Below are 12812 nucleotides of genomic sequence, written 5' to 3'. Positions count from 1 at the left end.
GATCAGATAGCCGCGACACGACTGTCCCAACAGCTCAGGCGGCTTTTCTTCACCTGGATGCGGGCACGTCCTGCTGGTTCAGTCGAACGCGAACGTCTTGCCAGATGATCCACCGGATCAGCGGATTTGAATGAATGTGTCCAAACTGGGCCGCCGACAAGAGCGAGCGGTCCAGCAAGTATCTCAGCCCAAGCGACGTGAGTGTGCTGATCAGCCCTACCGGCGCCACAAGGATGAACAGAATGGCGAGCAGATTGAAGATGTCCCGGCTCATCACCAGCATCTTTCCCGCACTTGCCACGAGCAGCACCAGCAGCAGACCCTGACCTGCCAAGATCAGCAGGCTCGCCCGGCGGGTCATCATCAAACCCACTTCGCCAAGGGCGGCAGGCTCATCAGCACCGCATCCGCGTTATGCCCCGTCTCCAGACCGAACTTGGTGCCACGGTCGTAAACAAGGTTGTATTCCGCATAAAGCCCGCGATGGATCAGCTGGGCGTCGCGGTCGGCATCGGTGAAGGGCTGGGTCATCCGCGCCTCGGCCAGGGGCAGGAAGGCGGGCAGGAAGGCCTCGCCCACGGCACGGGTAAAGGCGAAATCGGGCTCCCATTCGCCGGTGTTCAGGTCGTCGTAGAAGATGCCGCCGACGCCGCGCGGCCGGCCGCGATGGGGGATGAAAAAATACTCGTCCGCCCAGGCCTTGAAGCGGTCGTAGTAATCGGCCCCGTGCGGCGCGCAGGCCGTGCGCAATGTGTCATGGAAATGCGCCGTGTCCTCGGGATATTCGAGGCAGGGGTTCAAATCGGACCCGCCCCCGAACCACCATGCGCCCGGCGTCCAGAACATGCGGGTGTTCATGTGGACGGCGGGCGCGTGCGGGTTCTGCATATGCGCGACGAGGCTGATCCCCGAGGCCCAGAAGCGCGGGTCGCTTTCCATCCCCGGCACGCCGCGCGCGGCCATCGCGGCCTGCGCGCGGGGGGCAAGGGTTCCGTGGACCTCGGACCAGTTCACGCCGACCTTCTCGAAGACGCGGCCGCCGCGCATGACCGACATCAGCCCGCCGCCGCCATCGCCCGCGCGTTCCGTGGGGGTCACCTCGAACCGGCCAGGCGGCAGATCGCCCGGGCCGCGATCCTCCAGCGCCTCGAAGGCGGCGACGATCCGGTCGCGCAATTCGCGAAACCAGTGGGCGGCGCGGCGGCGCTGTTCTTCCATGGCGGACCTCATTCGTGATTTGCCTTTGCCGCGTCTCTGCGGCTAGCTGTCGGAAAACCTGTAACGAGACCCGCCATGCCCCGCAACATCACCGGCGCCCTGATCCTTGCCCTGCCGCTGGCCCTGGCCGCCTGCGCCACGCCGCAGGAACGCTGCATCAGCCGCAACACGACGGAATTTCGCACCGTCAACAGCCTCTTGGCCGAGGTCGAGGGCAATCTGGCGCGCGGCTATGCCTGGGACGAACGACAGGTGGTCCGCTCGCGGCTGGCGCAATGCCAGACCGTCACAACCGACCGCGAGGGCAAGCCCGTCGTCACCACCTATGGCTGCTGGCGCGACGAATTGGAGACCGAGCGTTTCCGCGTGCCCATCGACCCGGTCGCCGAGGCGCGCAAGCGCGACGGTCTGGTCGCGCGCCGTAACGTTTTGGCCGCCGGTGCCGAACGCGCGGTCGAGGCCTGCCGCGCCGCCTATCCCGAAGCCTAGAGGATCTGCGCGCCGACCGGATCGACCAGGCTGCGCCCACCATCCACGGTGATGATCTGCCCGGTGACGAAGCGCGCCGCGTCGCTGACGAGGTAATGCACCGTCTCGGCCAGTTCGTCCGGCGGTGCGATCCGGCCAAGCGGTGTCCCGGCGATGATCTGGGCGCGCTTTTCAGGGCTGTCCTTCAGCGTGCATTGCATCTCGTGCGACATGACGCTGGCAAAGCTGACGCCGTTCACGCGGATGCGGTGGGGGGCCAGTGCCAGAGCCAGCCCGCGCACGGCCTGTTCCTGCGCCGCGCAGGCGATGGAATAGCCCAGCATCGAGGGCTGCGGCCGACGCGCGGCCAGGGTCGAGATCGTGACGATGGCGCCGCTTTGCGGGCTGTCGGGCTCGTCCTCGGCCTGACGGATCATGCGGCGCGCGACCATCTGCGACAGGCGCAGCCCGGCCAGCAGGTTCTGCCGCAGCATTTCGTCCAAAGCCTCGATATCGGTGTCCAGCGGGTCGGACGACCGCACGAAGCGATGCGCGTTGACCAGCACATCCACCCGGTCGAACGCGTCGATCGTGGCAGAAAGCAGGTTCGCCATGGCCAGCTTCTCGGCCATGTTGCCGACGAAGCGGCGGACATGGGCGTCGCCCTCGTAATCCGCGACGGCCTGGTTCAGCGCGGCCTCGTCGCCATCGGCAAACATGACATTGGCGCCGCGTTCGGCCAGATGACGCGCGATGGCCAGCCCGACGCCGCGCCCGGCCCCGGTGACGATAGCGGTCTTGCCCTGGATCGACAGGCTCATCGACGCCGCCTTAGCGCCGGTTTCGCGGAGTTCGAGGGTTTACCGGCCTGACCCTTGCCCGCTGCTGTGGCCTCGATCACCTTGAAGCGGTTGTCACCGCCGATCTCGTGGACCTGCCCGAAATGCTGCGCCAGCACGGTTTCGTAGGGAAGGTGACGGTTCGCGACCATCCACAGCCGCCCCGCCCCGGTCAGAAGCCGCGCGGCGGTGGCGATGAAGGCCGCGCCCAGTTTCGGGTCGGCCTGCCGCCCCTCGTGAAAGGGCGGGTTCATCACCACACCGTTCACCGGATCAGACAGGCGGAAATCGCGGGCATCGGCCCAGTGAAAGCGCAGGCGCGGATCGTCCAGATTGCGCCGCGCCAGTTCCAGCGATGCATGGTCGGCCTCGACCAGATGCAGCTGTTCGAGGCCCGGACGCGCCAGCACCTGCGCCGACAGCCAGCCCCAGCCCGCGCCCAGATCGACCACGCGCGTGGGCATCCTCTCTGGCAGGTGGGCGGCCAGCAGGGCCGAGCCCGGATCGATCCCGTCGGCCGAAAAGACGCCCGGGCCGGTCACGAAGCCCGGCGCGACCTCGGCACGGGCGGCGGCCCAGCCTTCGGGCAGCCAGTCGCCTTCGGGCATGGTCACACGAAAGATCTTGCCATGCGCCTTGCTGTGAACCTCGTCCACCGGGGCAAGCGCGCGCAGTTCTCGCAGGATGGCGTCCACGCCGTCGGTCTTTTGCCCGTCGATCCACAGGGCCTCACCCGCAGACAGCCGGCCCGCCGCATCGGCGATGGCCGCGCGCGCCGCAGCCTTGGCGCGGGGCAGGAACAGCAGGACCAGATCGAAATCGCCATCGATGGCGGGATCGACGCGCCAGCCACGCGCCGACAGGCCCTGATGGTCCGGGAAATGGCCCTGAAGGATCCGCGTGCGCGCGGGATCAAGCGAGGTGAGCGGATCAGCGGCGCGCGCCCCGATCACAAGCACCTCGCCTCCGGGATGGCCGTCCGGGAAGGCCAGGTCCAGTCTGGATTGTGTCACGGGCTACTCTTTTTCCATTGTGCATTGCAGCGGATGCTGCTGGCGGCGGGCCAGTTCCATGACCTGCGCCACTTTCGTCTCGGCCACTTCATGCGAAAAGACGCCGACCACTGCCACCCCCTTGCGATGGACGGTCAGCATGATCTCGATCGCCTGGGCATGGGTCATGTGGAACAGGCGTTCCAGCACGTGAACGACGAACTCCATCGGCGTGAAATCGTCGTTCAGCATCAGCACCTTGTACATGGGCGGGCGCTGAGACCTCGTGCGCGGCTTGACCGCGAGTTCGGACTGGTCGTCGGGACGGTCGCTGTCTGTCATCCGGTGGGTCATCTGCGTCTGTGTCGTTTCAACGGGGCGCGTCATGGGCGGCAGGGCCCGCGCCCGGCGCGAAGCTTGCAGGCATGAATATAGTCGAAACCCGCAGGGATGAAAGCCCCCGAGGCCGGGGCCAGCCGTCGCAGCGCCAGCAGGGAAGTCCGGATGAATGGGAAAATATGTCGAATGCGTGGTTTCAAGGAAAATGGCCCCATGCTATTGTCGGTTCATTAACGACGGGCATGCGACAAACGACATGCCCGCAGAGGCAGAGAGACCGAGACAGTGAACCGATTCCTTACCGCATTCCGGTTTTGGGCAGTGGCGTTTCTTGTGCTGCCCATGCTGACCGTGACAATGACGCCCATGGCATCGGCTGCGCCTTTCGCGGCCTATGTGATGGATGCCCGGACGGGGCAACCGGTTTTCCGGCAAAATGCCGATACGCGGCTGCATCCGGCCTCGCTGACCAAGATGATGACCCTCTACATGGCGTTTCATGCCATCGAAAGCGGCCGGGTCCGGCTGGATTCGCGCTTCACGATTTCCAGCAAGGCCGCCAACGAGCCGCCGTCGAAGCTGGGCCTGCGGCCGGGCCAGCAGATCGAACTGCGCTACCTGATCCGCGCCGCTGCGATCCGTTCAGCCAACGACGCGGCGACGGCCATCGGCGAGGGGTTGGCAGGCTCGGAAGAGGCCTTCACCCAGCAGATGACGCAGATGGCGCGCGCCCTCGGGATGAACAACTCGCAGTTTCGCAACGCGCATGGCCTGACCCAGCAGGGGCACTTTTCCACCGCGCATGACATGAGCGTCCTGGGGCGTCACCTTTTTTACGATTTTCCGCAATATTACAACCTGTTCTCGCGTCGCTCGGCCGATGCGGGCGTGGCTCAGGTCGCCTCGACCAATCGGCGCTTTCTGGATGATTACGCGGGCGCGGACGGGATCAAGACGGGCTATACGCGGGCGGCGGGCTTCAACCTGACCGCGTCGGCGCAGCGCGGCAACAAGCGGCTGATCGCGACCGTCTTCGGCGGTACCTCGACCGCGCATCGCAATCAGGTCATGGCGGAACTGCTGGATGCCAGCTTCCCGCGCGTTCAGGACCGCGTGCGAGAGGTGCGGCCGCAGCGTCCGCGCATGTTGAGCCAGGCCACCACCCGCCGCGCCCAGGTCGCGCCGACGCCTGCAACGACCCGGCCCGAGCCGCAGCGCCTGGTGCTGGCAGCCTCGCCCGCCCCGGCAGCCCGTCCAACCGAAGCGGCGCCTGCGCCTTCTGCAAGCCTTGTCGCATCGGCGGCGCCGGTGCCGGACCTGACCGAGGCCCTGCGTCAGGCCGGTGCATCCGTCGCCGCGCCTGCTCCTGTTGCGGGACTGGCCCTGGCCAACAGCCTGCGGCCCCGCGCAAGGCCGGGCAACCGCGTGGCCGAGATCGTCGCCGCAAGCGTGGCCGAGACGCCCGCCGCCTCTGCCAGCTTGGCTGCGCCGGTGCTTGCATCCTCGCTCAGGCCCCGCGCTGCGCCGAACCGCACCGCTGCAACCGGCAATGCGACGACGGCCAGTCTGGCGGCCCCCGCCCCCACTCCCGCCCCCGCCACTGGCGCCGCGCCGGTCGAGGCAGCGCCCGCGGGCAGCCTTGGCCTTGAAAGCTCGCCCCCGCCTCGCCCCCGCTCTGAGACGGTGATCCTGGCTGCGATGGGCGAAGGCGATCTGGGCAACCCCGAGGCGCTGGAAATCGTGCGGCGGCCGGCCGATTCAGGACGCAACTGGGCGGTTTCGCTTGGCCTCCACACCTCTCAGGCCGAGGCCGAGCGCGTGCTGCTGAGCCTTGCGCTGCAAGATGGCGGCATTCTTGCCGCGGCCCAACGCAACATCGCCGATACGCGGCGTGGTTTCGACGCGCAATTCGTCAACCTGACCCGCGCCCAGGCCCAGCTGGCCTGCGAAAGGCTTCAGAGCCGGGCGCGCGACTGCCAGGTGATCGGTCGCTGAACGGCTGATCGAATACTGATCAGGAAAGGCGCGCGGCGAAGGCCGGGCGCCTTTTTCATTGGCTGGTGGCCTGTCCCCGATAATCCGCGCCGCGCCCGCCATGTCCTTGGCGAACCCGCGCCCCTCGAATGGGCGACCCGCCGACCAATAGCCCCGAGCCTGTACCCAGCCGCAAGGCGGCCATCCCCCGACCGACCCGGTGCCATTCCTTGTCGCAAGCGCCGCGCAACGAAAAGGGGCGGACCCGCAGGCCCGCCCCATTTCATTCTCGCTGTCATCGGAACGGATCAGTCCGTCTGACCCCGGACAAGTGCGCCTGGCGTCACCATCTTGCGTTGCCACAGATACAACCCCGCAGCGACCGACAGCCCGACCAGATCTGTCAGCCATCCGACCGAGATCATCGACAAGGCCGCCGCCAGCAGGATAAGCCGCACGATCATCGCAGCCGGCCCGAAGAAGTAGCCGATGACGCCCGCCGACAGCAGGAACATGCCCAGAAGCGCCGTCGCGGTGGCGTGAATGATGTCCATCGTCTCGCCCTGCATCAGCAATTCGTGCGAGTTGAAGAACATGAACGGCACGATGAAGGCGGCAAGGCCCAGCTTGAAGGCCTCGACCGAGGTCTTCATCGGATCGGACCCCGACAGCCCCGCCCCCGCATAGGCGGCAAGCGCGACGGGCGGCGTGATCGCGGACATGACCGCGTAGTAGAAGACGAAGAAATGCGCGACCAGGACCGGAACGCCAAGGCTGATCAGGCCCGGCGCCACGACCGCCGCCGCGACCGCATAGGCCGCCGTCGTCGGCATCCCCATCCCCAGGATGATCGAGATGCACATGGCGAAGAACATCGCCAGAAGCTGGCTTTGCCCCGCGATGGTCAGCAGCAGCGCCGAGAAACGCGCCCCCACGCCGGTCAGCGCGATGACGCCCACGATGATGCCAGCCGCCGCGCAGACCGCGACCATCTGGATCGACATCTTGGCGCCCAGTTCCAGCGCGCGGAAGATCTGGACCGGCCCCATCTTGTGCGGCGTCAGCCAGCTGACCATGGCCGCCGCGGCCATCCCCATCGCACCCGCCCGGATCACGGAATAGCCCGCAAACAGCGTGTAGATCAGGATGATGATCGGCAGGAACAGATAGACCTGCTTCACCAGCACGTCGAAGCGCGGCAGTTCCGAACGCGGCAGACCCTTCATGTTCAGCTTCAGCGCCTGAAGATCGACCATGAAATAGACCGACACGAAATACAGCAGCGCCGGGATGATCGCGGCGATGACGATGTCGGTATAGGGAATGCCCGTCACCTCGGCCATGATGAAGGCGCCTGCGCCCATGATCGGCGGCAGGATCTGCCCGCCCGACGAGGCCGTCGCCTCGACCGCGGCAGAGGTCTTGGGCGAATAGCCGACCTTCTTCATCAGCGGGATGGTCAGCGAGCCGGTGGACACCACGTTGCCCGCCGAAGTGCCGTTGATCATGCCCATCAGGCCCGAGGCGAAGACCGCGACCTTGGCCGGGCCGCCCCGCGCCTGACCGGCGCAGGCAAAGGCGAAGTTCACGAAATAGTCGCCCACCTTCGAGGCTTGCAGGAAGGCGGCGAAGACGATGAACAGGATGATGTAGGTCGAGCTGACCGCGATCGGATCGCCCAGCACACCCTGATCGGTGAAGATGTAGGTGAAGAACCGGGTGGCCGTGTAGCCGCGATGGTTCAGGAAGCCCGGCAGCCAGGGCCCGAGGAAGCTGTAGGCGATGAAGACACCGACGATGACGACCAGCGCCAGACCCGTCAGGCGACGCGCCAGTTCCAGGATCAGCAGGACGCCGGTCAGCGCCGCCCACAGATCGCCGGGCTGCGCCATGCCCGTTCCGGCCCGCATCCGCAACGCGCCCACGACGAACAGGATGTAGCCCATGACCGCGATCGCGGCGAGGCCCAGCAGCATGTCGGGCAGGTGGATGCGCGTGCGCGTCCGGGTCGAGAACAGCCAGCCCGACAGGATCGCGGCCGAGGTGCCGATGACCAGCGGCAGGCCGTAGGTCTGGAACACCATGCGCGGCGGTTGCGCGGCGCCCGCCAGCCACCAGCCGCCCCAGGCATAGGCGACCATCAGGAAGCCGTAGCCGATGCCGCCGACCGCGACGGCCAGCAGCGCCAGCTCCAGCGGGCCGCGCGGCCGGTCCTCGGTCTCGGTCGCGGTTTGGCTGAGGGCCGAATAGGTCAGGAAGCCGATCAGCAGCCCCCCGCAGAGGTGGAACATCCGGTAGGTCCAGGTCTCCAGCGGGTAGAAGACCATGACCACGAGGTGAAAGATCGTATAGGCGGCGGCGAGAACCGCGATCAGCATCCCGGCGCGACCCTGGGGGTCTCGCTGGTTGGATGCCACCGGCTCGTCATCCACGCCTTGCGCGATGACGGGCCCGGTTTCTGCCGATTGGGCAGCTTGGGCTGACATGTTGGGGTCTCCGTCGGCGCGGGCGCGTGATCGGTTGACCGCAGCCGGGCCGTTCATGGATTATGAAGGACCGGAGGCCCCGGGTCGGGGCCTCCGGCAAGGTCGGATCGCGATCAGCCGCGCAGTTCGGCCGGGATCTCGATGCCCTTTTCGTCGAAATAGCGCAGCGCGCCGGGGTGATAGGGCAGGAAGGTGTTCTTGTCGGCGTTTTCCGGCAGGGTTTCGGCCGCGGTCGCGTGAATCTGCATCATCGCCTCGTTGCTCTCCATCACCAGCTTGGTGATCTCGTAGGCCAGGCTTTCGGGCATGTCCTCATGCGCGATGGCAAAGTTCCACATGGCGACGGTCAGGTGCCCTTCGGGGAAACCCTGATAGAGGCCGCCCGGCACGTCAAAGGCCGACACTTCGGGCAGGGCTTCCAGGATCTGGTCGCGCTGTTCCTCGGTGAAGCCGAAGATGTTGACGGGGTTTTCCGCCGCAATCTGGGCGAAGGCGCTGATCGGCACGCCGGCAGCAAAGGCGAAGGCGTCGATCAGGCCGTCCTTGACCTGGCTGGTGGCGTCATTGGCGCCCGAATAGCTGATATTGGCCTCGACGCCCAGAACCTCGAAGAAGCGCGGCCAGTAGGTCGCCGCCGTGCCGCCCGCCGGGCCGACCGAGACGCGCTTGCCGTTCATGTCGGTCACGTTCGCGATGCCCGAGGATTGCAGCGCCACCGCCTCGAACGGGGTCTGATACATCGGGAAGAGCGCGCGCATCGACGAATGTTCGACGCCCGGCGCCAGTTCGCTGTTGCCGGTCCAGGCCTCGTAGGCCGGGCCCATCGTCACCAGGCCGATCTGGTGATCGCCGGTCTCGACCAGGGTCGCGTTCTGCACCGGACCGCCCGTCACCTCGGCCGAGGCGTTGACGCTCAGGCTCTGCGTGATCAGGCCGGCAAGGCCGGTGCCATAGATGAAGTAGGTGCCGCCCTGGCTGGCCGTGCCGATCGTCAGGCTCGAGGGCCAGTCCGAACGGTCCTCCTGGGCGAAGGCGGGCGACAGGGCAAAGGCGGCGGCGGCCGCGATGGCGGCTGTGGTCAAACGCATGAAATCCTCCCGTTGGAATCGGGGCTGGGCGCGTGTCGCCTCCCCCGAGAACGGGTCCAGCTAGCGGCTGCCATGCGTCTGGCGCAATTCCGCCATGCAGGCCGGGATCAAATAATTAACACTCTCGGCGGCGTGATGGGTGGATTCGGTAACATCCGCCCTTGGGGATGTGTGGGAATCCTCCCATCAAGAAGCATCATCCTCGACCGCATCGACGTAATGGGTCTTGTCAATACGGTATTTCTGCATCTTTTCGTAAAGCGATTTGCGCGACAGACCGAGCGTTTCATAGACCGGCTTCAGCCTGCCGCCATGCGCCGCCAGCGTCGCGACGATCAGGTCGCGTTCAAACGCGGCGACGCGATGGGCCAGCCGCATCTGTTCGGGGCTGCCCTTTTCGGCGGGCTGCAAGGCGATGCCAAGCGCGTGGCGGTCGGCGGCATTGCGCAATTCGCGGACATTGCCCGGCCAGTCGCGTTCGGCGATCTCGGCCAGCAATTGCGGCGGGACGGAAACGGGCGGGCGGCGATGGCGGGCGGCGGCCTCTTGCACCAGCTTGATGAACAGTAGCTGCACATCCTCGCGCCTTGCCGACAGGGGCGGCACGTTCAGCGTCACCACGTTCAGCCGATAGAGCAGGTCCGCCCGGAACCGGCCCGCCGCGACCTCGTGCTCCAGCGGGCTGCGCGAGGTGGCGATGAAGCGGACGTCCAGCGCCCGGTCCTCGTTGGCGCCCAGGGGCGAGATGACGCGATCCTGCACCACGCGCAGCAGCTTGCCCTGCATGTCCCAGGGCATCGAGCCGATCTCGTCCAGAAGAATCGTCCCGCCACGCGCATGTTCGAACTTGCCGTAACGCGCCCGAAGCGCGCCGGGGAAGGCGCCGGCCTCGTGGCCGAAAAGCTCTGATTCGATCAACGCGGCGGGCAAGGCCGCGCAGTCGATGGCGATGAAGGGCTTGCGGGCGCGGGGCGACAGGTCATGCAGCGCGCGGGCCACGACCTCCTTGCCGGTGCCGGTCTGACCGACGATCAGCACATCGGCCTCGGTCGGGCCGATGGTGCGAAGGCGGCGGCGCAGATCGACCATCACGTTCGAGCGGCCGACCAGCCGCAATTCCAGATCATCGGCCTGCCCCGCCGCCGCCCGCAGCACGCGGTTTTCCAGCACCACGCGGCGATATTCCAGCGCCCGGTCCACGATCTTGGACAATTGCCCGGTATCGAAGGGCTTTTCGATGAAATCATGCGCCCCCTCGCGCATCGCGCGGACGGCAAGCTGGATGTCGCCATGCCCGGTCAGCAGGATCACGGGGATCTCGGCGTCGATTTCGCGGATGCGGTTCATCAGGGTCAGCCCGTCCATGCCGGGCATCCGGATGTCGGTGATGACGATGCCGTCAAAGCCGAAGCCCACACGGTCCAGCGCGGATTGCGCGTCGGGCAGAGCCTCAATCTCGAACCCGTCCAGGTCGAGGGCCTGCGCGGTGGACAGGCGCATGTCCTCTTCGTCATCGACCAGCAGGATGCGGCCACGGCTCATGCGACGGCCTCGTTCGGGGCAAGGCGCGGCAGGTCGATCTGGAAACAGGCGCCACGCGGCTGACGCAGGACCCGAAGTTCTCCGCCGAAATCCTTGATGATGTTGAAGGAAATCGACAGACCAAGGCCAAGGCCCGCGCCCACCCCCTTGGTCGAGAAGAACGGGTCGAAGATGCGTTCCTCTAGCCCCGCCGGAATGCCCGGCCCGTTATCGGAGACGTCCAGAACCAGCCTGTCGCCCGCCTCGCGCAGGGTGATGCGGATGACGCCATCCTCCTGCCCCTCCAGCGCGTCCAGCGCGTTCGACAGCAGGTTGACGATCACCTGCTGGAACCGCACCGCGCCCGCCCGCAGCAGGATCGGGCCTTCGGGCAGTTCGGTCTCGATCCGGGTCGGACTTTTGCCCATGCGCCAGGCGATCACCTCCAGCGCGTCGGGCAGCACATCCTGCAGGTCGATCACCGCCAGTTGCGAATTGGGCTTGCGGGCAAAGTTTCGCAGGGTGCGGCCGATCTCGGTCATGCGGTCGGTCAGGCCGATGATGCGGCCGACATTCTCGCGCGCCTCGGGGGCGCGGCCCCGGTCCAGCAGCGTCAGCGCGTTCGAGGCGAAGTTGCGCACCGCGCCAAGCGGCTGGTTCAGTTCATGCGACAGGGCCGCCGACATCTGGCCAAGCGCCGCCAGCTTGGCCGATTGCACCAGATGGCGCTGCGTGCGGCGCAGTTCCTCCTCGGTCGCGCGGCGTTCCGAGACCTCAGCCTCGAGGCGGGTGTTCAGCGCAGCCAGTTCGCGGGTGCGTTCGGCCACGCGGGTCTCAAGCTGGCTCTGCGCCTCGCGCTGCAATTGCAGCCGTTCGCGCAGCCGCGCCCGGCGCTGCGCCAGCGCAAACAGCCCCGCCACGCTGAGCCCCAGCAGCAAGAGCGCCCCGACCGAGGCCCAGAAAGCCTGCCGATAGGCGGGCGCCGTGTCCAGAAGCACCTGCACCGTCCAGCCCGCCTCGGGCATGGGTTCCGAGATGACGACGAATTCGCGCATCCCCTCGGGCAGGTCCAGCCGCATCAGGCGGTGGTCGCCGACCCAGCCCAGCTTTTGCAGCGGCAAGGGCTCAAGCGCCTGATTGTCGTAGCGCCGCGTTTCCGCAACCCGCATCCGGGCCGAGGGCGACAGCGCCGAAAAGGCCCGGAAATGCCAGTCGCGGCGGCTGGCCAGAAAAACGACGCCCTCGGCATCGGTGACGATGATCTCGTATTCGGCGGCCCGCCAGCTATCCTCGATCGCGTCCACATCGACCTTGAGCGCCAGCACGCCCACGATCCGCCCACGGTCCCGCACCGGCGCGCCGAAGTAATAGCCCCGCTTGCCCGAGGTGGTGCCAAGCGCGAAGAACCGCCCCTTGCCCCCTTCGGCGGCTTCGCTGAAATAGGGCCTGTAAACAAAGTTCTGGCCGACAAAGCTGACATCGTCATTGAAGTTGCTGGCCGCGACGGTCGTGCCGTCCAGCCGCATCACATAGCTGTCCGAAAGGCCCATCATCTGGTTCACATGACGCAGATAGAGGTTCGCCGCCGCGATCTGGGCACGGGTGGCATCCTCGGCCAGCGCATCGGCCAGCAGCTGCTCATAGGCGATCAGCTCAGGCAGGCGTTCGTATCGGGCCAGCTCGCCCCTCAGGCCGGACAGGGACAGGCGCAGCACGTTCTCGCCCTGCGGGACCGAGGCCGTGATGAAGGCGCGGCCAAGCTGGGCCGCCCCCACCGTCAGCACCAGCGCGGCCAGCGCGAGGACCGCGCCGGTCAGCGCAAGCCGCCGCCCCCATCGTTTGTGCCTGCCGCGCGTCATCAAGCCTTCCGCCATTCCTGCGCCATGA

11 protein-coding genes are annotated in these 12812 nt (G+C 66.9%); 2 read left to right on the top strand and 9 right to left on the bottom strand.

Translation table 11 applies throughout. The annotated features are described in order from the left end of the window. Window positions 1–49 precede the first annotated feature (49 nt). Together ACTZWU_RS04895 and hemF are read right to left on the bottom strand one after the other, a co-directional pair. Complete coding sequence (locus ACTZWU_RS04895) at window positions 50–364, bottom strand: hypothetical protein (RefSeq protein WP_444736230.1); 315 nt, start codon at window positions 362–364, stop codon at window positions 50–52. Further along, window positions 364–1230 carry an oxygen-dependent coproporphyrinogen oxidase gene (gene hemF, locus ACTZWU_RS04890; RefSeq protein WP_444736229.1) on the bottom strand — a complete coding sequence of 289 codons (867 nt, stop codon included), beginning with the start codon at window positions 1228–1230 and terminating at the stop codon, window positions 364–366. The genes ACTZWU_RS04895 and hemF overlap by 1 nt, the downstream gene beginning before the upstream one ends. 63 nt (window positions 1231–1293) lie before the next feature. On the opposite strand from hemF, the gene ACTZWU_RS04885 reads away from it, so the two are divergent. Next, window positions 1294–1707 carry a hypothetical protein gene (locus ACTZWU_RS04885; protein ID WP_444736228.1) on the top strand — a complete coding sequence of 138 codons (414 nt, stop codon included), beginning with the start codon at window positions 1294–1296 and terminating at the stop codon, window positions 1705–1707. Here the strand turns inward: ACTZWU_RS04885 and ACTZWU_RS04880 are convergent. The 3 genes from ACTZWU_RS04880 to clpS are packed head-to-tail and all read right to left on the bottom strand — an operon-like array spanning window position 1704 to window position 3859. Continuing rightward, on the bottom strand, window positions 1704–2507 hold the full coding sequence (locus ACTZWU_RS04880; RefSeq protein ID WP_444736227.1) for an SDR family NAD(P)-dependent oxidoreductase: 804 nt from the start codon (window positions 2505–2507) through the stop codon (window positions 1704–1706). The genes ACTZWU_RS04885 and ACTZWU_RS04880 overlap by 4 nt on opposite strands. Further along, window positions 2504–3538 (bottom strand): class I SAM-dependent methyltransferase, encoded by a 1035-nt coding sequence (locus tag ACTZWU_RS04875; RefSeq protein ID WP_444736226.1) that lies wholly within the window; start codon window positions 3536–3538, stop codon window positions 2504–2506. The genes ACTZWU_RS04880 and ACTZWU_RS04875 overlap by 4 nt, the downstream gene beginning before the upstream one ends. 3 nt (window positions 3539–3541) lie before the next feature. Beyond that, complete coding sequence (gene clpS, locus ACTZWU_RS04870) at window positions 3542–3859, bottom strand: ATP-dependent Clp protease adapter ClpS (protein WP_304617546.1); 318 nt, start codon at window positions 3857–3859, stop codon at window positions 3542–3544. 363 nt (window positions 3860–4222) lie between these two features. Between clpS and ACTZWU_RS04865 the strand changes: the two genes are divergently transcribed. Beyond that, window positions 4223–5851, top strand: coding sequence for a D-alanyl-D-alanine carboxypeptidase family protein (locus ACTZWU_RS04865; protein WP_444736225.1), 1629 nt, complete (start codon window positions 4223–4225; stop codon window positions 5849–5851). Window positions 5852–6138: 287 nt separating this feature from the next. On the opposite strand, the gene ACTZWU_RS04860 is transcribed toward ACTZWU_RS04865, so the two are convergent. The 4 genes from ACTZWU_RS04860 to ACTZWU_RS04845 form a co-directional block, all read right to left on the bottom strand. Continuing rightward, complete coding sequence (locus tag ACTZWU_RS04860; protein WP_444736224.1) at window positions 6139–8316, bottom strand: TRAP transporter permease; 2178 nt, start codon at window positions 8314–8316, stop codon at window positions 6139–6141. Window positions 8317–8429: 113 nt separating this feature from the next. After that, window positions 8430–9404, bottom strand: coding sequence for a TAXI family TRAP transporter solute-binding subunit (locus ACTZWU_RS04855; RefSeq protein WP_444736223.1), 975 nt, complete (start codon window positions 9402–9404; stop codon window positions 8430–8432). Between the two features lie 186 nt (window positions 9405–9590). After that, window positions 9591–10946: a sigma-54-dependent transcriptional regulator gene (locus ACTZWU_RS04850; RefSeq protein ID WP_444736222.1), complete on the bottom strand. Its 1356-nt coding sequence runs from the start codon at window positions 10944–10946 to the stop codon at window positions 9591–9593. After that, a complete protein-coding gene (locus ACTZWU_RS04845; protein WP_444736221.1) occupies window positions 10943–12784 on the bottom strand; it encodes a sensor histidine kinase in 1842 nt (613 codons plus the stop codon). The genes ACTZWU_RS04850 and ACTZWU_RS04845 overlap by 4 nt, the downstream gene beginning before the upstream one ends. Between the last annotated feature and the right edge of the window lie 28 nt (window positions 12785–12812).

It is taken from the genome of Paracoccus sp. NSM, from assembly GCF_052379855.1.
Taxonomy (GTDB): Bacteria; Pseudomonadota; Alphaproteobacteria; order Rhodobacterales; family Rhodobacteraceae; genus Paracoccus.
The sequence above is the reverse complement of the archived record's forward strand: the minus strand, read 5'-3'. Positions and strand labels throughout refer to the sequence as shown.

What these genes read in the sequence shown, in the direction of transcription:
- ACTZWU_RS04895 (WP_444736230.1), bottom strand. Translation starts at nt 364, where the DNA reads ATGATGACCCGCCGGGCGAGCCTGCTGATCTTGGCAGGTCAGGGTCTG.
- hemF (WP_444736229.1), bottom strand. Translation starts at nt 1,230, where the DNA reads ATGAGGTCCGCCATGGAAGAACAGCGCCGCCGCGCCGCCCACTGGTTT.
- ACTZWU_RS04885 (WP_444736228.1), top strand. Translation starts at nt 1,294, where the DNA reads ATGCCCCGCAACATCACCGGCGCCCTGATCCTTGCCCTGCCGCTGGCC.
- ACTZWU_RS04880 (WP_444736227.1), bottom strand. Translation starts at nt 2,507, where the DNA reads ATGAGCCTGTCGATCCAGGGCAAGACCGCTATCGTCACCGGGGCCGGG.
- clpS (WP_304617546.1), bottom strand. Translation starts at nt 3,859, where the DNA reads ATGACAGACAGCGACCGTCCCGACGACCAGTCCGAACTCGCGGTCAAG.
- ACTZWU_RS04865 (WP_444736225.1), top strand. Translation starts at nt 4,223, where the DNA reads ATGGCATCGGCTGCGCCTTTCGCGGCCTATGTGATGGATGCCCGGACG.
- ACTZWU_RS04860 (WP_444736224.1), bottom strand. Translation starts at nt 8,316, where the DNA reads ATGTCAGCCCAAGCTGCCCAATCGGCAGAAACCGGGCCCGTCATCGCG.
- ACTZWU_RS04855 (WP_444736223.1), bottom strand. Translation starts at nt 9,404, where the DNA reads ATGCGTTTGACCACAGCCGCCATCGCGGCCGCCGCCGCCTTTGCCCTG.
- ACTZWU_RS04850 (WP_444736222.1), bottom strand. Translation starts at nt 10,946, where the DNA reads ATGAGCCGTGGCCGCATCCTGCTGGTCGATGACGAAGAGGACATGCGC.
- ACTZWU_RS04845 (WP_444736221.1), bottom strand. Translation starts at nt 12,784, where the DNA reads ATGACGCGCGGCAGGCACAAACGATGGGGGCGGCGGCTTGCGCTGACC.